Here is a 19,804-nt window from a genome sequence, read left to right as displayed (position 1 = left end):
CCGGGAGACGCCGCCTGCCCCGCCTCGAACGCCCGCCGCACGAGCGCCTCGGCCGCCCGGAGATCCCCCTCCGGCTGCGCGAAAGCGGGACGGGCCGCCGCCACGCCGCACAGCAGTAGCGCCGCCGCCCACCGAACCCCCGCATATCTCGACAGACCGAACATGACGTTTTCGCTCCCGGAAACGAACCGCGTCTCGACGCAAAACCTTACCGGATTAATCTTAGCGCAATATCTGTCTTTCCCCCGCACTTTGCCGTCGAGCCGTCGAAAAACCGGTGTGAACGAACCGCACGTGCCTTCCGGCGGCCTCACGAGCGCTCCCCCCAAAAAACGAGGCCCGTCCGGGGGGACGGGCCTCGCGTGTCAAAGGTTGAGGTTGGTCATGTACGCCGGGGCGCTCACTGCCCGCCGAGAATGATGGGCAGTCCGTCCTTCCCGCTCCCGATGACGATCACCTTGGCGTTGGGCGAGCCGGCGAGTTCCTTCGTGGCCTCGATGCCCTTGAAGCGGAGAAACTGCGGCGAGAGGCTCTGCGTGATGATCCGCTGATACTCGGCTTCCCCCTCGGCCTCGATGCGTTTCCGCTGCGCCTCCAGGCTCTCTTTCTGGATGGTAAACTCGTACCGTTCCGCCTCCTGCTCTTCCTTGAGCTTGTTTTCGATGGCGACTTTGATCTGCTCGGGCAGGCGCACGTCGCGGATGAGCACGGCATCGATGGTGATGAACTGGCTCGCCACGCGATCTTTCACGCGGTCGTAGATCTGCCCCTGAAGCTCGGTGCGTTTGCTCGAATACAACTCTTCGGGTGTGTATTGCCCCACCACTTCGCGCACGGCGCTCCGGAGTTCGGGCTGGATCAGCTTGCGGTAATAGTCCGTGCCGTACGTGGTGTGCAACTGCGGCAGGTTGCTCAACTCCGGCCGCCACCGGATCGAGACGTCGGTGCCGATGGAGAGGCCGTTCGAGGAAAGGACCTCCATCGATTCGAGCTTCTCTTCCACACGCACGTCGTATCGGATCACATCCACCCACGGCGCGTGGATCTGAAGCCCTTCACCGTAGGTCTGGCTCAGGTCCGTTCCGCCGAAGATGCTGTATTTGACCCCCGCTTGCCCGGACTTGATCGAAGTCGTCATGCATCCACCCGCCAGCACGGCGACGATGATGAAGATGAGCACGGCCATACCCGCACGGGCAGCCGCACGGGTCAGGTTGGGGTAATTATTGGTTGCCATATCAAAAAGGGGTCTGGTGAGGATTCAGCCTGTGGAGACGGTTTGTCAGGGACCGCGGTCGAGCATGAGAGGTGGCGCGTATTGCGCATCGCGTCAAGCTTGCGTTTGTGAACGCAATGCGCCCTTACGAAAGACGCATCGTGCAGCCCGGCATGATCGGCCCCAACCGTTTCATAAAAGTGAGGTATCGTCTCTCACAACGGCCAAGGTAGCGCGAAAGTTGCGTGGCAACAAGGACAACGTCCGTTTCGTTATGGGGCCTCATACCGACGATTTTTCCGCCCTCACCCTCCACGATTTTTCGCATACATCCCCGATGATGACGCCTGAGACCACGCCCCTCGCCCCCGCCGTCGTCGCGGCGCTTGCCGAAGCGGCGGCGCCCCGCCGTCTTCGCCGCGACGTGCCGCTGGCGCCCTTCACCACGTTCCGCATCGGCGGCCCGGCGGACCTTTTCTTCGAGGCCCGCACGCCCGGCGAACTCGCGCGCGTCATCACCGCTGCGCGCCGCGTCGGTCTTCCGTACTTCCTCCTCGGCATGGGCGCGAACATCCTCGTGGGCGACGGCGGCTTCCGGGGCCTCGTCGTCCGCAACGCCGCGCGCGCGATCCGCGTCTTCCCCGAAACGCATCGCCTGCGGGCCGACGGCGGGGCCGTCGTCTACCCGGACGTGATCGAGGCCGCCGTCGGCGCGGGTCTCTCGGGGCTCGAGCATTACGTGGGCATCCCTTCGACCGTCGGCGGCGCGCTGTGGCAGAACCTCCACTTCCTTTCCCCGGACCGCTCCCGCACGATGTTCATCGAAGAGGTCCTTCTGGCGGCCGAATTGCTCACCGAGGAGGGCGAGCGCCGAACCGTCGGCGTGGACTACTTCGACTTCGGCTACGACCGTTCCATCCTCCACACCCGCGACGACGTGGTGCTCTCGGCCACGTTCCGCCTCGCGCCCGGCGACGAGGCCCGCATGCGCGCGGTCATGGCGGCGAACCTGGCGTGGCGAGCCGAGCGTCATCCCCCGCTCGACACCGAGCCGAGCGCCGGCTCCATCTTCAAGAAGATCGAGGGCATCGGTGCGGGCCGCCTCATCGACCGGTGCGGGCTCAAGGGCGTGCGCATCGGCGGGGCGGAAGTCTCCCGACGCCATGCGAACATCATCGTCAACCGGGGCGGGGCCACCGCCGCCGACGTGCGCGCGCTGATCGCCCACGTGCAGGCCGTCGTCGAGCGGGAGACGGGCTACCGGCTGGAGCCGGAGATCGCCTTCGTCGGCGCGTTTCTCCCGCCGAGCACGGAGCCGCCGGTGCGGAGCGACGCCGCCCCCGCGCGCCCCGCGACGGACACGGACCGCCCCACGCTCGCGTGAATTGCCTGCGGAAAGCGGCCTGCGACAAACCTTCCGTTTGAGAATGGCCGCCGCGCGCCCGATTTTGCGAGAACCCGCAACGCCTCTCTTTTTCCGGACCCGCACCCGATGAACTGGCTCTATGGCGCATGGGCGGTCTTCGAGAAAGACCTCCGGCTGGAGTTACGCAACCGGTACGCCGTCAACATGCTGTTGATGTTCGTGCTCTCGTCGCTGTTTCTGGTGGCTTTCGGCATCGGGGAGACGGCCGTGAGCACGCGTGTGCAGGGCGCGCTGCTCTGGGTGGTGATCCTGTTTTCCGCGGCGGTCGGGCTGGGGCGCTCGTTCATCAGCGAAGAGGAACGCGGGACGGTGCTGTTGCTTCAACTCAACACGCGCCCGAGCATGGTCTACGCGGGCAAGCTTTTGTTCAACTTCCTGCTCATCCTCGGGGTGAACATCGTTGCGCTCGGGGCGTTCATGCTGCTCCTTCGCGTGGACGCGCGCGCGCCGGGGCTGCTTCTGAGCACGCTGGCGCTCGGAGCGCTCGGCCTCTCCGGAGCGACCACCCTCCTGGCGGCCATCATCGCGCGGGCGGCGAACAAAGGGCCGCTTTTGCCCGTTTTGCTGTTTCCGCTGCTCGTGCCGCTTTTGCTGTCGGTCGTCAGCGCCACACAGGCGGCCCTCCCGATGGGCAACGGCTGGAACGAGGCCGGCGATGAACTGCTCACCCTCTTCGGGTTTGCCGGCGTCGTCATCACCGTCTCCGTGCTCCTGTTCGACTACGTCTGGAACGACTGAAACCTGCTTTTCATCTTCAATCCCCGCCGAGCTATGAGTGACACGTCAACCCCCGCGGCTGCGGTCAACGTGCGACGCTATCGCCTCGTGCGCAACGTGGTGGCGCTATGGCTGACGGTGATGATCGTGGCGGCCTTCCTCCGCGACATCCCGCGCCTGAACATCCTCGAACACACGGCGCGCAACCTGTACTTCCACGTGCCGATGTGGTTCACCATGATGACGGCGGTCTTCGTCTCGGCCTACCACTCGCTCCAGTTCCTCCGCACGGGCAACTCCCTCCGCGACATCCGCGCCCTCCAGGCGGCCCGTGTGGGCTTTGCCTTCGGGCTGATGGGCCTGATCACCGGCATCGTATGGGCGCGCTTCACGTGGTATGCCGGCGCCGGCATCTGGTGGAACTTCGACCCGCGGCAGACGATGGCCGCCGTGCAACTGCTCATCTACGGCGCGTACTTCGTGCTTCGCACCGCCGTCGACGAGCCGAGGCGACGGGGCCGGATCGCGGCGGTGTACAACCTCTTCGCAGCGGCCACCGTGCCGTTCCTGCTCTACATCGTGCCGCGCCAGATGCACAGCCTCCACCCCGGCGCGGAAGGCAACCCCGCCTTCAGCGAAACCGACCTGGCCCCGGCAATGCGTCCGATCTTTTATGCCGCCGTCCTGGGCTTTATCGGCCTTTTCTGGGTCCTCTACACCCAGCGCGTCCGACTGGCCGTGCTGAAGAAACGCCTGCAGGGCGATCCCGAGTTTTAGCCCGTTCCGCTCTGCATCACGCACCCCAAACGCTCATGACGATCCACCTTCTGTACACCCCGCAGGAAGTCGAACAGGCCCGGCAACAGGCCGCTCCGTACGACAGCATCTGGGCCAACACCGCGCAGCCCGAAAAGCCGGCCTCGGCGCTCGAACAGGTCATGCTCGCGCAGGACAAGATCTACGTGGTGCTGGCCGTCGTGCTCATCATCTGGCTCGGCCTCATGGTGTTCCTTTTCCGCACCGACCGCAAGATCGACGCTCTGGAACGAACCGTCGAGGCATGCATTCCAGAGGAGCCCGACGAGCTCTAAAATGTGCTCGAAGACGGTCCTGCCCCACCGACGGACCAGGCGCCAACCGTGAAAGTGTTGAAACGAACGGCCGATACAGGGATCGAGAGACCGTCCTGCCGCTATTATCGAGATCAAGCGCACAACCCTATCCTATCGCCATGAAGAAGAAGACGATCATCGGTTTGCTTTTGCTCGTAGGGTTCACCTCGGTGCTCTTTATGAACTTCGGCCAGCAGGTCGGCGGTTACATGAACTTCGCCGAAGCGGCCGAGGCGGGCGCCAGGGCGCACGTGGTGGGCGCCTGGGTGAAGGACCGACCCGCCCGGTACGATCCCGCCCGGAACCTGTTCAGCTTCTATATGCGCGATGAGCTGGGCAACGTGCGCCTGGTGCATTACGCCAACCCGAAGCCGGCCAACTTCGAAGACGCCGAGCGCCTCGTGATCGACGGCTATGCCCGGGACGACGCCTTCGTGGCCGAGCACATTCTGGTCAAGTGCCCGTCGAAGTACAACGACACCCGCGACCTGCAAAAGACGTCGATGCCCTGACCTCGCGCGCCGATCGCACATGAGAAGGCCGCTTCGCATCCTCGCCGCGCTGACGCTCGCCGGCGCCGGCCTCCTCGCCGGGTCGCGCATGATGACCACCGACCGCGCCGACTTTCCTTCCGACGAAGGCCCTGCCAACCCGCTTCCGCCGTGTCCCTCGTCGCCGAACTGCGTGCGCCTCACGCGTGTCTTTGCCGCCGGCCCCGACGCGCTCTTCGCCTCGGCCCGCGCCGCGCTCGAAGCCCTCTCACCCCACACCGTGACCGGAGACCCCTCCGCCCGCAGCCTCGACGCCGTCTTCCGTGTGGGACCCTTCAAAGACGACCTGGCGATCCGGGTGACGCCGCAGGCCGACGGCAGCGTCCTGCACCTCCGCAGCGCCAGCCGCACCGGCTACAGCGACTTCGGCGTCAACGGGCGACGCGTTCGGCGCTTCCTCGAAGCGCTCGGCGAACGGCTAGCCGAGGTACAATAGCGTCGCCAGCCAGAAGAAGACGAGCGTGCCCAGGATGTCGTTGCTCCCGGTGATGAACGGCCCGGTGGCGATGGCCGGATCGACGCCGAGACGGTCGAGCACGAGCGGGATGGTGGCCCCGATGATGGTGGCCATCACGATCACGATGATGAGCGCCGTCCCCGCCGTCAACACCAGCAGGAACGGCCGTTCGATCCGGTCGGGAACGATCATGCCCACGAGGATGATGATCAGCCCCATCACGACGGCCGCCGCCAGTCCGTTCAGCAGTCCGACGAGCAGTTCACGTCCCAGCCGGCGGTAGATGTCGCTCGACCAGATGTCTCCGGAGGCCAGCCCCTGCACGGCGATGGCCGAGCTTTGCACGCCCGCGTTCCCGGCCGTCGCCATCACGATGGGGATGAAGCTCGCGAGCACGGGCACGGCCTGCAACGCGCCCGAGAAATACCCGATGATGAAAGCCGCCACCCCGGAGCCGACCATGCCCGCCAGAATCCAGGGCAGACGTCCCTGCACCACGCGCAGGACCGAGTCCGTAGGCTCCTCGCCGCCGGCGACGCCGCTCATGCGCTGAATGTCCTCCTCGGCCTCCTCCCGGATCACGTCCACCACGTCGTCGATGGTGATGCGCCCGATCAGCCGGCCCTGGTCGTCGACGACGGGGAGCGAGACGAGGTCGTACCGCTCCATCAGACGCGCCACCTCCTCCTGGTCGATCCCCGCGGTGACGGCCTCCACGTCGGGGTCCATGACGTCGGCGATGCGGGCCCGGGACGGTGAAACCAGAAGTTGCTTCAGAGAGACGATGCCCTTGAGCCGCCCTTCGTCGTCGACGACGAAGACGCCATAGAGATCATCGACGGCATCAGCGTGGCGACGCACTTCTTCGATCGCTTCCGCGACGGTCCACGCCATCGGCACGGCCACGTATTCCCGGGCCATGAGACCGCCGGCGGTGTCCTCTTCATAGCCGAGCAGTTCCTGAACGTCCTCGGCGTCTTCGAGGGTGGGCAGCACCTCCTGCGCCACCTCTTCGGGCAGGTCGGCGAGCACGTCGGCGGCGTCGTCGCTTTCGAGCTCGTCGATCATCGCCGAGAGGCGATGTGTGGGCTCTTCTTCGAGCAGTTCGGCGCGGAAATCGTCGTCGAGTTCGGCCACCACCTCGGCGGCCTGCTCCACGGGCAGCCACCGGAAAAGCTTTTGGGCGTCATCGAAGGGGAGGTGGCTCAGGAGGAGCGCCAGGTCGGCGGCGTGGAGATCGGCCACGATGTTGAGCACCATCCCGCGCTCGCCCGCCTCGATCAGCGCCTCGAGGTCCTCCACCAGCTCATTGTCCAGGTCGAACGTGCCCGGGGCGCGCGCCTGTTCTTCCATCACTTCGCGCTGTGTCATCTCGGGTCTCCTGGATCATGGGTGTGTGGACCACCGGGGGCGTCCTCCTACGCGGCGTGCCCGCGGCATCGCCCGGCAAGCCGCATTGCCTAGCGAAAAGCCTGAAGATAGCGCGCCAGTTCGACGAATGCCTCGGGGGTGAGTTCTTCGGCCCGGCGCCGGTCCCAATCGTGAGGAAGCGTCGCGCCGGCCCCCCTCGTCCACAGGCTCAGGCTGTTGCGCAGGGTTTTGCGACGTTGATTGAAAGCCGTGCGCACCACCTGCCGCAAGAAAGCCGGATCGACGTCCGGCGCCGCCGCACGCGCTTGAGAGAAGTCCAGCCGTACAACCGCGCTCGTCACATCCGGTTTCGGGAAGAAGACATTTTTCGAGACGCGGAAGAGCAGTTCCGGCTGTGCATAGAGTTGCACGGCAACGCTAAGGATGCCGTAGGCTTTGGTGCGCGGGACGGCCACGAGACGCTGCGCCACTTCGAGTTGCATCATCAGGACCGCCTCGCGCACGCATGTGTGCGCATCGAGGAGACCGAAGAGAATCGGGCTGGTGATGTGGTAGGGCAGATTGCCGATCACGTGCAACGGGCCGCCTTTCTCCTCCGCCAGCGCGTTCCAATCGACGGCCAGCACGTCGGCATGACGCACGTCGAGGCCGGGGAAGCGCTCCCGGAGCAGCGCCACCGCGCGCGCGTCTACCTCGAGGGCCGTCAGCTTCGGAAAGCGTTCCCACAACAACCCCGTCAGCGCACCCTGCCCCGGACCGATCTCCACCACGGGCGCACCCGCCTCCGCCCGAAGCGCCCCGACGATCTTACGCGCCACGTTCGGATCGGTGAGAAAATTCTGGCCGAGGCTTTTCTTGGGTCGGATGGACATCAATTCGGGGAAAACAAGGTTCGGCGGGCGCGTTCGGAAGCGAACGGTTCGGGCGGGGAATCACAGGATGCGGGCGCTGCCTATCGAAGCCGTTTCCGCCGGTTGCGGACATAGTCTTCGAAGATGAACGAGCCGAGGTCGTCGAGCGCGGAAAAATAGGCGCGGCCCCGGTTGGCTTCGGTGAGCCGACGCACGAAATCCTGCAGATAAGGGTCGCGCGCGATCATGAACGTGGTGATGGTGATGCCCTCGCGGCGACACATGACGGCCTCGTCGAGCACCTTGTTGACGATGCGGCGGTCGAGTCCGAACGCGTTTCGGTACATCCGCCCGTACTCGATGTGGCAACTCGGTTTGCCGTCGGTGATCATGAAGATCTGCTTGTTCCGGTTCTTCCGGCGGCGCAGGAGGTCGCGGGCGCGCTGGAGTCCGGCGCGGGTGTTCGTATAGTACGGCCCGACGTTCAGGTACGGCAGGTCCTTGACGGCGACCTCCCAGGCGTCGTTGCCGAAGGCGACGATGTCGAGCGTGTCTTTGGGATAGCGCGTCAGGATCAGCTCGGCGAGCGCCATCGCCGTTTTGCGCGCCGGAGTGATGCGGTCCTCGCCATAGAGCACCATCGAGTGCGAGAGGTCGATCATGAGCGCCGTCGCCATACTGGTGCGATGGTCGGTCTCGTGCACCTCGAAGTCGTCTTCGCGGAGGTTCCACTGGTCGATGCCCGAGCGTCGGAAGGCATTCGAGAGCGTTCCGGTGACGTCGAGCAGATGGGGGTCGTCGCCGAACTGCCAGCGCCGCGTCTCGGGCAGGCGTTCGTCGCCCATGCCGGCATAGGGCGTTTTGTGGCGTCCCCGGTCTCCTTTCCGAAGGCGGGAGAAGATTTCTTCGAGCGAACGCCGGCGGAGGGTTCGTTCGGTGCGCGCCGTGATCTGCAGGGCGCCCCGCTCGTTCTCCCGGAGATAGCCGCGCCGCTTCAGTTCTTCGATGAAGTCGCCGATGCCCATCTCCTCGTCCGAGAGCCCGTACCGCTCGTCGAGTTGCGTGAGCCAGTGCAGCGCTTCGGCCGCGTCGCCGGCGGTGTGCTGAAGCAGCTGTTGGAACAGTTCGAAAAGCTGCTCGAAGGTCGAGACCGCCCGTCCGTGGCGCTGATCATCCCACTCGGTATAACGGAGAAACATGGCCGGCGGGTTGGGGTGATTGAGAGCGCTTATGCTACGCCGCGTCGGCGGTCGGGTTCGGAAAAAGGGGTCGGGGCCTTTTCCGCGGCGTCCGCCGTCCTTGAGCGAGGTGACCGTGCCGGGTCGCCATCCAGGCCCGTCATCCGTAGGGCGTCTTCAGATACTTCCGCGCCCGGTCGTGGGCGTCGGCCCAGTCCTTCATCTTGAGCACCTGCCGGTACCGCGCGACGGCCTCCTCGCGCCGCCCCAGCGCGTCGAGGACCATCCCCTGACGCAGCCGGCCGAGCACCTTGAAGAACGAGTCCCGCTTCGCGCGCGCCGTGATCGTTTCGAGCTCGGTCAGATACTCGAGCGCTTCCTCGTACCGATGGGACGTCATGGCCCCGCGCCCGAGGTAATAGAGCGCCTGTGCGACGATGGCGTCCGTATAGCCCGGCCGGCCCTCGCGGTAGCGCCGAAGCACCTCGCCGTAGATGCGCTGCGCCTCCCGCCACCGACCCCACTGCGCATACACCCGCGCCTCGATGGCATGGAAGAACGGGTTGTCCGGATGCCACGCGCGGAGAAGCCGTGCATATTCGAGGCTTTTCCCAAAATCCGGCTCGTACAGGAAATGGATCTGCAAGAGGAAATAGACGGCCTCCGTGCGGATGAAACGCCCCTCTTCGGCCGTGCGCCGGAGCTCGCGCAACCCGCGTTCCCGATTGCCGTCGGGGAAGAAGAGCATCACCGGCTTGACCACCGGATACTTCTTCGGCACCATATCGGCAAAATAGTCATAGACGCCCATCCCGAAGACGAAGTCGGCGTTGGAGGTGTCGCGCTCGGCAATGCGAAAGACGTAATCCATCGCCGCCTTGCCGTCGCGCGCCGCCTTGAGCCACTCGCCCCGGTTGGAGAGCAACCGCCCCCGGAAGCCGAGCGCCGCGCCCTTGAAAAACATCGCGTCGAAGTTGTCCTTCTCCCGTTTGAGCAGACGGTCGCTCCGCTTGATGACCACCTTCATCTGATCGAAGAAGGCGTCGTCGTGGGATTCATTGTGGAGGTCGGGCAGGATTTTCCACCAGATGACGAGTCCTTTGAGGAACGGCCCGATGGGATGCTCCGGATAGAGCGCCTCGATGCGGTCGAAGACGGCGCCGGCCTCGGACAACTTCATATTGTAGAGCAGGTCCAGCCCTTCCTCGCCGAGCGTCTGCACGCGCGGATCGTCGAGCGCCGAAGGATACCGGACGTCGGTCTCCAGACGCACCGCCGCCGCCGGGGTCTGCCCCCGCGCTCCTGCGACGAGCGCCAGCGCCAGCATCCCTCCCCACACGGCGCGGCGAAGCCGTACCCCTATCGTTCCTTGCGAAGCCATAGTGCTCATACAGGCCCCTCAAAAGGCTGTTCCTCTTCCGCATGGAGCAATTCCCGCGCCCATCCCGAACGTTTGCACGTAAAAAAAGCGCCGCCTTCTGCGAAAGCGACGCTTCGGGTCCAGGCCTCCGGTGCGCGCGAGCTCAGCGCAGCCGCCGCGTGCCCGTATAGACGAGACCGACGAAGAGGATCTTCGCCAGATCCACCGGGATGAAACGCAGCCACCCCTTCTCGAGGGACTCGAACCACGTGGCATGCCCGGCGGCGAAATGGAGCCAGACGACGCCGCAGGTGAAGAGTACGAGCGAGCCGCCGATCATCGAGAGGACGCTGCCCGGGAGCGCGTTCCACCGCTTCGAGGCCAGCCCCACGACCGCCGCAACCAGCGGAGCAGCCAGCAGATAGCCCGCCGTCGCCGCGCCGAAGAGGTAGGCCGGGCCGAAGGTATCACCGGCGTAGACGGGGAGGAAAAGGCCGAGCGCGAGGTAGAGCAGCTGGGCCAGCATCCCGTTCCGCCATCCGAGGAAAAGGCCGCTGCCGTAAATGGCGAGCGTCTGCAACGTGAAGGGCACCTCCCACAGGTAGACGCGCACCTGCGCGCCGAGCGCGGTCAGCACGGCGAAACCGACGATGCCGAGCACCTGAAGCGCCGCCGAAGCACGTTCCTGCCGCAACCCATCGACGGCGGCCACACGGGGAGAGTGAAGAGAGAGAAGCGTCGCCATAGCTCTGTAGCGTTCTGTGATCCGAAAACTGTCGTCGTCTCCAAAATGGTTCGGAGCCGTGCATGCCGGAGGCACGCTTTCGCCCTTCGCGGCGCGTATCGTGTCGACAAGGCAACCTTACGCGCTGCGAAAATACGCCCTACGGTCCGACGTCCAGCATAAAGATACGCCGCCGGAAAATCCACTGCCCCGTCCCTTTCGGGAAACCACACGATTCTCACAATCCGGCCCTCCGTTCACGGCGCCTTGCCCTGCGGGTCCCGGTCGCCTTTGCGTTCGCCGACGCCTGACTGCCTGTCTTCGGGAGCCTCCCCATCGGCTTGCGGCGGAGGGGCGGCGGGCAGGACGACGGTGAAGGTCGAGCCCCGGTCGCGTTCGCTTTCGACCGTGATGTGCCCGCCCATGCGCAGCGTCAGTTCGCGCGTGATGGTCAGTCCGAGGCCGCTGCCCTGATGCTTGCCGGAGAGCCGATCCTCCTGGGTGAAGCGATCGAAGATGCGCGGCAGAAAGTCGGGCGAGATGCCGGGGCCGGTGTCGTGCACGGAGAGGGCCACCGCCGGATGATCGCCGAGCCGGGCGGGGGCTGCGTGCAGCGTGACGCCTCCGCGCTCGGTGAATTTGACGGCGTTCGAGAGGAGGTTGACCAGCACCTGCCGCAGCCGCATCGCATCGGCGTAGACGTACGCGACGCCCTCCTCGAAGCGGGTTTCGAAGAAAAGCTGTTTCTGCACGGCCAGCGGGTAGAGTTGCCGCATCACCTCCTCGACGAGCGGGCGCACTTCGAGCAGCGAGGGCCGCAACTCCACCTTTCCGGCATCGAGCCGGGCCAGGTCGAGGATGTCGTTGATGAGCAGGAGCAGCCGTTCGGCGCTGACGCGGATCGTCTGGAGAAACTCACGATGCTGGGGTTCGAGGCGATCGTTGAGTTCGCTTTCGAGCATTTGCGTATAGCCGAGGATCGAGGCCAGCGGCGTCCGCAGCTCGTGGCTGACGGCGGCGAGGAACTGCCCCTCGGCCATCTTCGAAGCCTGCATGGCAATGACGGCGGCCCGCAACTTTTTCGAGCGCTGCTCTACCGCTTCCTGGAGCGTGAGCGCCTTGCGTTGCGCCAGCACGTTGCCCCGCACGATCACGTAGCCCTGAAAGAGCATGAAGCCGACGAAGAGATAGGCCGCGAGGTAGGGATGCCCGGACAAATGCCCCATTGCCAGAAGGATGTCGTGCACGCCCCCGATGAGCGCCAGCGCAAACCCCAGCGCAAAGAGTCCGACCATCGGACGCCGACGCCACATCGCATGCACCACGATGCCCGTCGCCGGGATCATCAGCGCCAGCGCCGCCCACCGATTGACCGCCATCAGGTACGACGTGACCAGCGGCGAACCCGCCAGCGCCGCCGACGTCAGCACCAGGCTCTCGACCATCGCCAGCAGCGCCGACACCGTGAAAAAGGTGCGCAGCCCATCCGCCCGCCCCTTTTCCGACGGTGTGCCGAGGCGCAACGGACCGATGGACACCGTCACGAACTCCTGCGGCAAAAACGCCATCAACACCAGCGCGAAGAGCCCGTTGAGCAAGAGGTAACTCACCCCTTCCAGGGTGATCCGCAGCCCGAAACCGAGCGCCTCGGGCATGAGCGCATCCAGCATCCCGGAGGTGGTCAGCGTGTTGACGGCCATCACCATGGCCACCAGCCCGACGGAAAGCGCCCGAAGGTCGTCTCTCCGCCAGCCCCAGTAAAAGAGAAACAGCAGGCTCAGAAGCAGATACAGCCCGAAGGCGGTGAAGGCCAGGGCCGTGCGCCACCGAAGCATGCCGTCGATCACGGAGGCCGCGCCGAGCTCGATGGGATGAAACGGCCCGCCGTCGCGAAAGGCATGGTTGGCCACCTTCCAGGCGAGCACCACCTCCGGCGCCCTCGGCAGGTCGAAGGCGACCGCGTGGCGGCTGCGCACGAGCCGCGCCGGCGAACGGTCCGCGACTCCGCTTCGAGCCACTGCCTGCGGCGGCGCGCCGGGCCGCGCGGCATAGAGCGTGTACGCCGTGTTCGCATAGAGCACAAACCCCTTCAGCGGCGGCGCATCCGGCGGCAGGCGCAGGCGCAGCCGATACCACACGAGGCCGTCCTCGGGGAAACCCTGCTTCCGGAACGTCCCCGGCGCCTCGACCGGCTGCCAGCGAGCGTCGTCATAGTCGAAGTCGGCGAAGGCGATGCTGTCGACGCCCGCGCGCGCGCGCCATTCGCCCTGAAGGGTGAACACGCCGTCGAAGGAGGCCGAGCGCAGATCGAGCACGCCGTCCACGGCGCGCCGGGGCGCCTCCCGCCCGCACCCGAACGCCGCCACCGTGACGAGCGCCACCGCCGCTCCGACGGAGAGCCACCGCCACAGACGCTCGAAAGCGTTGTTATGCACGTCCGAAGCCCCCAAGCCCTTTCCGTAATTCGATAGATGACAACGGGCCGCTTCCCCTCTCCATAGCCATGCGGCGCTCGAATGGGACGCCCCGCCGGCGATTTTGCTCCACCTGCCCCCGCGCGGCTAAGGTACGACGCTTTTTTCAATATTGGCCCCCGCGCAACCCCACCCCGCTTCCAACGAACCGCCGGAGGCCTCACAGCCGTCGGCTGATGCGCGGGAGCATCTCCTCTTTCCACGACCGAAACCTCCCCTCCACAATGGCCCGACGCGCCTCTTTCATCAGCCACAGGTAGAACGACAGGTTCTGGAGCGAGGCGATCTGAAGCCCGAGGATCTCGCCCGAGATGAAGAGGTGACGCACGTATGCTTTCGTGAACGTCTGCGAGACGTACCCGTCGAGGCCCGGATCGAGGGGAGAGAAGTCGGTGCGCCATTTTCGGTTGCGCATGTTGAGGATGCCCTCGGTGGTGAAGAGCATGCCGTTGCGGCCGTTGCGCGTGGGCATCACACAGTCGAACATGTCGATGCCGCGCGCGACGTTCTCGACGAGGTTCGCCGGCGTGCCGACGCCCATCAGATAGCGCGGCTTGTGCGCCGGAAGGATCTCGTGGACGACCTCCACCATGGCATACATCTGCTCGGCCGGCTCGCCCACGGAGAGCCCGCCGACGGCATAGCCGGGGAAGTCCATGTCTACGAGCGCCCGCGCCGAGGCCCGCCGGACCTCCGGATACACGACGCCCTGCACGATGCCGAAGAGCGCCTGTTCGTACCCGTATCGTCCCTCGGTCTCATCGAAGCGTTTTTTGCACCGGGCCGCCCACCGGAGCGTCCGTTCGTTCGACGTGCGGGCATAGTCGAGCGAGGCGTCGCCGGGCGGGCACTCGTCGAGCACCATCATCACGTCCGCCCCGATGCTCCGCTGGATGTCGACGACGGATTCGGGCGTGAAGACGTGGTACGAACCGTCGAGATGGCTCTTGAAACGCACGCCTTCTTCGGAGAGGGTGCGGCGACCCGAGAGGGAGAAAACCTGATATCCGCCCGAGTCGGTGAGCGTCGGCCCCGGCCATTGCATGAACCGGTGCAGCCCGCCCGCCCGTTCGAGCACGTCGAGGCCGGGGCGGAGATAGAGGTGGTACGTGTTGCCGAGGATGATCTGCGCGCCCACGTCGGCCTGAAGCTCGCGCGGCTGCACGGCCTTCACGCTCCCGACCGTGCCCACCGGCATAAAGATCGGCGTCTCCACGACGCCGTGGGCCGTTTCCAGCACACCGGCGCGGGCGTTCGTCTCGGAATCGGTATGGAGGAGCGTAAAACGCATCGGCTTCAGACAGGGGGGAACGATTCGTCGCGTCTTTCATCGAAAGAGCAGAAAACGACGAGCCGCCCGGTAAGATTCCGCGCCCCCACGAAGCGCGTGTTTCGCACGCCCCGACCGCCATGACCGTCCCCTCCGACGACGCCCCCGAACGCGCAAGCGACGCTCCGAACGAGCCCGTCGGACACGAGAACGACGACGCGCCGGCACGCACGCACGACGGTCCCACGAAGAAGGAGCAGATCCTCTCGCTGTACATGGCGGGCATCCACGAGATCGAGGACCTGGCGATGCTCACGGGCGTGCGCCCGAGCTACGTGGGCGCGGTGCTCAAGGAGGCCAACCTCCGTCCGGAGTACTTCGACCTCTACACCTCCACCTCCCACCCGATGAACGTCTATTCGAAGTTCTTCGCGGGACGGCTCGGCTTCAAGGACGTGCCCACGGCGCGGCGCAGCGTGGCGCTCATCGACCGGCTGTACCATCAGTTCGGCAACGTGGGCGACCGCGCGGGACAGCACCACGCCCTCCTCATGGCGCTCACCATGTACAACCGCGCCCGGTGGACCGGCAAGCGTGAGGAAGCCGACGTGTATCGCCGCTGGCTCCTGGCCCATCTCGGAGGCCGCGACATCTGGAGCGAGGAGGAGACGGCGTGAAGAACGCGGAGAAACGTTTGAACATCATGCGCATTTTTCTCGTTCAATGTTTGCTATTCATAGTCATTATGACTATAATGATCTATATGTATGCTTTACCTCAATCTTGAAGAACTGGGGGCTTTAGCTCGCCAAGTGAGAGAGGAAGCCGGTCTGAGTCAGCGTGAAGCTGCGGAACGTATAGGCTCGTCGCAGTCTAACGTCAGCGCCGCTGAAAAGGGAAACAGTTCGAGATACATCAGTGTTGCGCTTAGCATCATTGAGAAAATTGGAGGCAAGCGCATCGAAGGTCCGCTTTATGGAATAGTGGAAAAAAGGGATTCGCTCGAATGAACACTCCCCCGGAAAAAACGGCGGCGGATTTTTTTGCCGGCATAGGTCTGGTAAGTCTCGGACTCACGCGTGCCGGATGGACGGTGAAATACGCCGTAGACTATAGTGAAGATAAACGCCAAATGTATGAGGCTCATTTTGGGCCCGGACATTACCACGTCAAGGACGTGGCGGACGTAGCTCCGGAAGAGATTCCTCCCGTTACGCTTTACCATGCCTCCTTCCCGTGCACCGACACCTCGGTCGCCGGCGCGCGCGCGGGCATCAACAGCGGAGAGTCTTCTGCCTTCTGGAGTTTTGCGGATATTCTGAGAAGGGCGGGCGTCCATCGCCCCCCGCTCGTTATGTTGGAAAACGTGGAAGGTTTGCTCACTTCCAACAAAGGCGAGGACTTAAGGGCTATTCTAAAAACGTTGAATGAGCTTGGTTACGCAACAGACCTCCTGCTCATCAATGCCGCCCATTTCGTGCCCCAGAGTCGCGTCCGACTCTTTATGCTCGGGCTGCTCCATGAAAAAGGTCAGGACCCGCTGGAACAAGAGATCATCCTAAATCAAAAGGCCCTTGTCCGACCCGAAAAGGTGGCAACGTACATCCGCTCTAATCCCGACCTTTCCTGGACGCTTCGCCCGCTGCCTCCGCTTCCGCGTCTTTCGCTTCGCCTTGAAGAAATCGTAGACCCGGAGGCAACCTGGTGGACGCGCGAACGCTCGGATTATCTGTTCCATCAAATGTTCGAGCGTCATCAAAAGGTTATACATCAGATGATGTCGCAACAGCGTTGGTCCTACGGAACCGTTTTTCGACGCATGCGCGAACGAGAGGGACGACGTCAATCGACTGCGGAACTGCGCTCCGACGGCATCGCCGGTTGTTTGCGCACACCGAAAGGCGGAAGCGCGCGCCAGATTCTTCTGAGAGCCGGATACGGCCAATTCGACGCGCGCCTGCTGAACGCCCGGGAATGCGCGCGCCTCATGGGCGCCGATGACTACTCCATTCTGCCGGAATTGCCCTTAAATCGAGCATTGTTTGGCTTCGGCGACGCAGTTTGTGTGCCGGTTATCGAATGGATTGTGGAGAACTATCTTGACCCGGTTATCGAGGAATGGACAAAGCAGAGGCTCGCCGCTTAAAGGATCTCATCTCTTATACACGCTTGCCCTCTTCGATGCGCAATATGACCTCTCCATGCTCGACAACCCACCCGTAACCGATGCTCTTGCGGTATCGCTGACGGGGATTTGGCCCGGAATACGCACGCCTCAATCCCTCAAGCCAACCTTCAAACTTCTCCTTCATTTTTGATCCAGGCACCCGTCGAACCACCAAATGCCTGTAATCATCGCTGTATGAAATGAACACGTGCCAATCGATCTCAATGTCCTCGAAGAGCTTTTCCTCTCCGTGATTGCGATGGTACTGATATTCAAAACTGTTGCCCATTACGGCTGACTTGATCTCGTGTCGGGTTAGATCGGAGCCGTATCCTTCGCTCTTTATATCCCCCATGAGGATTGCGCCGAAAAGCTCCCAATCTTGAGACGACACGCTTCCCACTATCGGAAAACCGTATTCTCTGAGCAAACGCTGCTTCTCAAGGTCGTAGATTCGTTTTTTGTAGAAGGCTACTGCTTTCCGAATGTTAGATTCCGTCACGTGGCATGACCATCAAAATTATAGCCGCATACGGCTTGAATATCGGGAGCGAGGTCTAACGCTGTCAACAATCGCCGTTTTGTGCCCCTGAACCTCGACGTTCGTTGATCAAGTTGTAGATCCGCGTTACCCACCACTTCAGCGTTCTGGGATTTTTTATTGAATGCTCCCAAATGCGCAACACCTTCCAACCCATCTCTTCCAATTCGCGTTTGATTTTTCTGTCGCGACGCCGGTTGCGCGCAATCTTTGTTCTCCAGTATTCGCGATTCGATGAAGGCATCCGTAAGTGCTGGGGACAACCATGCCAATAACAGCTATCAACAAAAATGGCAATTCGGCTGTCTCTATGCGCCAGATCGGGTTTGCCCGGGATATCTTCGGGGTAGTATTCGAAACCCTTTATAGCCAGCGGCTCAATAGCCTCGATGAATTGTTTTTCCAGTTTCGTCCCCTTCGACTTGATGGCAGCCATCGTCCGAGAACGTTGTTCTTCTGATCTATCATCCACTGCTCTTCACCTCCCTCAATTTCATCTTCTCTGCTTTGATCTACCCTCTCCTTATTGTCCATAGCCATAACCTTCATCCCAAGCCCATCGAGGGACGGTCGCTCATTTATGGAGCAAAAACAGAAAAATACATCCCGGTGCGTCGCCCCTGCGCCCCTTCATCCGCCGCGCATCTATGAAGCCGGGGCGATGGGCAGGCGCACTTCCGTCTTCTCCCAGCGAAGCGTCAGGTCCGCGCCATCGGGGGTGGGTTCGAAGGAGATGGTAAACTGATCCACCATCTCCTCCAGCGGAAACACCGTCGCCTTCACGACGAGCACGTCCTGTGCGGGGTCGTAGACGTTCGGCGTAAACGTGCCGTCGGCGTCGAGGCGGCCCGTGCCGTCGAGACCGAGTTGCGGACTGAAGTGCACGACCCACTCCGTCGGGCCGGGCTCGGTGAAGAGGGCATACGTCCCCGCTTCGAGGCGTTGGCCGTCCACGAGAAGCGGCCCGGTGGTGGTCAGTTCCGTGGCCTCGTTCGCGCCGGTGCGCCAGAGCCGGCCGAACGGCACGAGGTACGTGGTGCTGTCGTCGTTCGCGCCGAAGATCTGACGGTTGCGCACGTACGGGCGGCTGTAGACGACCTTCACGTACGTGTCGCCAAGGTGCGTCTTGGCGATGCCGGTGGGGCTGGGCCGCCGCGAAGGATGGAGGTCCTGCGCCACGACGAAGGCGGGCGCGGCAAAAAAGAGGGCGAGGAGGAGAACGAGCGCCGGACGGCGCACGGGCAGGGCAGGGGAAAGCATGGTCGTTCGGGGAGCAGGTGGATACGATGGATGCACCCCCAACATACGAAAAGCCGAACCCTCCCGTCGACCTTTTTGTATCCGCGGCGCGGACGGCTCAACGTTCCGCCATCTCCACGGCCTCATCGAACTTGACCCCGACGAGCTGCGAGACGCCGTGCTCCTGCATCGTGATGCCGTACATCCGGTCGGCGGCCTCCATCGTGCGCTTGTTGTGCGTGACGAGGATGAACTGCGTCGTCTCCGAGAAGGAGCGGATGAGCTTCATGAAGCGGTCGATGTTGGTGTCGTCGAGCGGGGCATCGACCTCGTCGAGGATGCAGAAGGGGCTGGGCTTGACGAGGTAGATGGCGAAGAGGAGCGCGATGGCCGTGAGCGTTTTCTCGCCGCCGGAGAGCTGCGCGAGGGTGCTCGGGCGTTTGCCGCGGGGCTTCGCCATGATTTCGATGGGCGATTCGAGGAGGTCGCCGGGATCGCGGAGCGTGACGTCCGCCGAGGCGTCCTCGCCGAAAAGCTCGACGAAGAGGCGACGGAAGTTGTCGCGAATGGCTGCGAAGGTCTCTGCGAAGCGCGTCGAAGCGGTGGTGTTGATCTCGTCGATGGTGTCGAGCAGGGTGGCCTCGGCGTCTTCGAGATCCTTCAGTTGTGCGGTGAGGAATTCGAGCCGCGTGTTTTCCTCGTCATACGCTTCGAGGGCGAGCGCATTGACCGGCCCCATGCTCCGGATTCCGTCGCGGAGACGTTTGACTTCCTCCTGCGCCGCCGCCTCCTCGAAGTCCGGCGGGATCTCGACGGGGTCATCGAGGAGGGAGCGTCCGAAATCCTCCCGGACGTGGGCGAGGAGGTCCTCGGCGCGGGTGCGCACCTCGGCGAGGTGAACCTCCCGGCGGCTCTCCTCGCGCATGTCGTGCTCGCGTGCCCGCCGTAGTTCACGCAGGCGCGCTTCGAGGTCGGAGATGGCGGCTTTCGTCTCCATGAGCGCTGCCTTCGCCGCGTCGGCGGCGGCTTCGAGGTCGATGCGGTTCTCGCGGACGGCGGCGAGTTCGTCGTCGAGGGCGGCGGCGCGGGCCTCGGCGGCGCGGAGTTCGTCGTCGAGGCGTTCGAGGGCGGCGGCGCGGGCCTCGGCGCG

The 19,804-nt window shown here is 64.0% G+C and carries 21 protein-coding genes; 9 read left to right on the top strand and 12 right to left on the bottom strand.

Annotated elements, in window-relative coordinates; translation table 11 throughout:
* Positions 1 to 400: 400 nt before the first annotated feature.
* Positions 401 to 1,237 carry a prohibitin family protein gene (locus AC1HIY_RS12300; RefSeq protein WP_479577039.1) on the bottom strand — a complete coding sequence of 279 codons (837 nt, stop codon included), beginning with the start codon at positions 1,235 to 1,237 and terminating at the stop codon, positions 401 to 403.
* A 319-nt stretch (positions 1,238 to 1,556) separates the two neighbouring features.
* Between AC1HIY_RS12300 and murB the strand changes: the two genes are divergently transcribed.
* From murB to AC1HIY_RS12270, 6 genes are all read left to right on the top strand, one after another.
* Positions 1,557 to 2,600 (top strand): UDP-N-acetylmuramate dehydrogenase, encoded by a 1,044-nt coding sequence (gene murB, locus AC1HIY_RS12295; RefSeq protein ID WP_479577038.1) that lies wholly within the window; start codon positions 1,557 to 1,559, stop codon positions 2,598 to 2,600.
* A gap of 108 nt (positions 2,601 to 2,708) precedes the next feature.
* The gene (locus tag AC1HIY_RS12290; RefSeq protein WP_479577037.1) at positions 2,709 to 3,380 is read left to right on the top strand and encodes a heme exporter protein CcmB; all 672 of its coding nucleotides are present in this window, start codon (positions 2,709 to 2,711) and stop codon (positions 3,378 to 3,380) included.
* Between the two features lie 33 nt (positions 3,381 to 3,413).
* Positions 3,414 to 4,136, top strand: a complete 723-nt coding sequence (gene ccsA, locus AC1HIY_RS12285) for a cytochrome c biogenesis protein CcsA (protein WP_479577036.1) — start codon at positions 3,414 to 3,416, stop codon at positions 4,134 to 4,136.
* 35 nt (positions 4,137 to 4,171) lie between these two features.
* Positions 4,172 to 4,450 carry a CcmD family protein gene (locus AC1HIY_RS12280; protein WP_479577035.1) on the top strand — a complete coding sequence of 93 codons (279 nt, stop codon included), beginning with the start codon at positions 4,172 to 4,174 and terminating at the stop codon, positions 4,448 to 4,450.
* Positions 4,451 to 4,590: 140 nt separating this feature from the next.
* The gene (locus AC1HIY_RS12275) at positions 4,591 to 4,983 is read left to right on the top strand and encodes a cytochrome c maturation protein CcmE domain-containing protein (RefSeq protein WP_479577034.1); all 393 of its coding nucleotides are present in this window, start codon (positions 4,591 to 4,593) and stop codon (positions 4,981 to 4,983) included.
* A gap of 19 nt (positions 4,984 to 5,002) precedes the next feature.
* Positions 5,003 to 5,458 (top strand): DUF1499 domain-containing protein, encoded by a 456-nt coding sequence (locus AC1HIY_RS12270; RefSeq protein WP_479577033.1) that lies wholly within the window; start codon positions 5,003 to 5,005, stop codon positions 5,456 to 5,458.
* Here AC1HIY_RS12270 and mgtE read toward each other — a convergent pair.
* The 7 genes from mgtE to tgt form a co-directional block, all read right to left on the bottom strand.
* Positions 5,441 to 6,850: a magnesium transporter gene (gene mgtE / locus AC1HIY_RS12265; RefSeq protein ID WP_479577032.1), complete on the bottom strand. Its 1,410-nt coding sequence runs from the start codon at positions 6,848 to 6,850 to the stop codon at positions 5,441 to 5,443. The two genes, AC1HIY_RS12270 and mgtE, sit on opposite strands and share 18 nt — an antisense overlap.
* Before the next feature lie 89 nt (positions 6,851 to 6,939).
* Complete coding sequence (gene rsmA / locus AC1HIY_RS12260; protein ID WP_479577031.1) at positions 6,940 to 7,722, bottom strand: 16S rRNA (adenine(1518)-N(6)/adenine(1519)-N(6))-dimethyltransferase RsmA; 783 nt, start codon at positions 7,720 to 7,722, stop codon at positions 6,940 to 6,942.
* 80 nt (positions 7,723 to 7,802) lie between these two features.
* Complete coding sequence (locus AC1HIY_RS12255; protein ID WP_479577030.1) at positions 7,803 to 8,900, bottom strand: vWA domain-containing protein; 1,098 nt, start codon at positions 8,898 to 8,900, stop codon at positions 7,803 to 7,805.
* A gap of 139 nt (positions 8,901 to 9,039) precedes the next feature.
* Complete coding sequence (locus AC1HIY_RS12250) at positions 9,040 to 10,260, bottom strand: tetratricopeptide repeat protein (protein ID WP_479577029.1); 1,221 nt, start codon at positions 10,258 to 10,260, stop codon at positions 9,040 to 9,042.
* 142 nt (positions 10,261 to 10,402) lie between these two features.
* The gene (locus tag AC1HIY_RS12245) at positions 10,403 to 10,984 is read right to left on the bottom strand and encodes a biotin transporter BioY (protein WP_479577028.1); all 582 of its coding nucleotides are present in this window, start codon (positions 10,982 to 10,984) and stop codon (positions 10,403 to 10,405) included.
* 236 nt (positions 10,985 to 11,220) lie between these two features.
* Complete coding sequence (locus AC1HIY_RS12240; RefSeq protein ID WP_479577027.1) at positions 11,221 to 13,398, bottom strand: sensor histidine kinase; 2,178 nt, start codon at positions 13,396 to 13,398, stop codon at positions 11,221 to 11,223.
* A 199-nt stretch (positions 13,399 to 13,597) separates the two neighbouring features.
* Positions 13,598 to 14,728 carry a tRNA guanosine(34) transglycosylase Tgt gene (tgt, locus tag AC1HIY_RS12235; protein WP_479577026.1) on the bottom strand — a complete coding sequence of 377 codons (1,131 nt, stop codon included), beginning with the start codon at positions 14,726 to 14,728 and terminating at the stop codon, positions 13,598 to 13,600.
* 119 nt (positions 14,729 to 14,847) lie between these two features.
* Here tgt and AC1HIY_RS12230 point away from each other — a divergent pair, with 119 nt between their 5' ends.
* The 3 genes from AC1HIY_RS12230 (at position 14,848) to AC1HIY_RS12220 (ending at position 16,853) form a co-directional block, all read left to right on the top strand.
* On the top strand, positions 14,848 to 15,384 hold the full coding sequence (locus AC1HIY_RS12230) for a hypothetical protein (RefSeq protein ID WP_479577025.1): 537 nt from the start codon (positions 14,848 to 14,850) through the stop codon (positions 15,382 to 15,384).
* Positions 15,385 to 15,474: 90 nt separating this feature from the next.
* On the top strand, positions 15,475 to 15,717 hold the full coding sequence (locus AC1HIY_RS12225; RefSeq protein ID WP_479577024.1) for a helix-turn-helix domain-containing protein: 243 nt from the start codon (positions 15,475 to 15,477) through the stop codon (positions 15,715 to 15,717).
* Positions 15,714 to 16,853, top strand: a complete 1,140-nt coding sequence (locus AC1HIY_RS12220) for a DNA cytosine methyltransferase (RefSeq protein WP_479577023.1) — start codon at positions 15,714 to 15,716, stop codon at positions 16,851 to 16,853. The genes AC1HIY_RS12225 and AC1HIY_RS12220 overlap by 4 nt, the downstream gene beginning before the upstream one ends.
* A 13-nt stretch (positions 16,854 to 16,866) precedes the next feature.
* Here the strand turns inward: AC1HIY_RS12220 and AC1HIY_RS12215 are convergent, their stop codons facing one another.
* From AC1HIY_RS12215 to AC1HIY_RS12200, 4 genes are all read right to left on the bottom strand, one after another.
* Positions 16,867 to 17,376, bottom strand: coding sequence for a hypothetical protein (locus AC1HIY_RS12215; RefSeq protein ID WP_479577022.1), 510 nt, complete (start codon positions 17,374 to 17,376; stop codon positions 16,867 to 16,869).
* Positions 17,377 to 17,440: 64 nt separating this feature from the next.
* Entirely contained in the window at positions 17,441 to 17,887 is a 447-nt protein-coding gene (locus AC1HIY_RS12210) for a very short patch repair endonuclease (RefSeq protein WP_479577021.1), read from the bottom strand.
* A 173-nt stretch (positions 17,888 to 18,060) separates the two neighbouring features.
* Complete coding sequence (locus AC1HIY_RS12205) at positions 18,061 to 18,675, bottom strand: DUF2911 domain-containing protein (protein ID WP_479577020.1); 615 nt, start codon at positions 18,673 to 18,675, stop codon at positions 18,061 to 18,063.
* Positions 18,676 to 18,772: 97 nt separating this feature from the next.
* Positions 18,773 to 19,804: AAA family ATPase (locus tag AC1HIY_RS12200; protein WP_479577019.1), on the bottom strand; the 1,032-nt coding region annotated here is incomplete at its 5' end.

This window comes from Rhodocaloribacter sp. (genome assembly GCF_056451265.1).
This window is presented reverse-complemented; position numbering and strand designations above follow the sequence as displayed.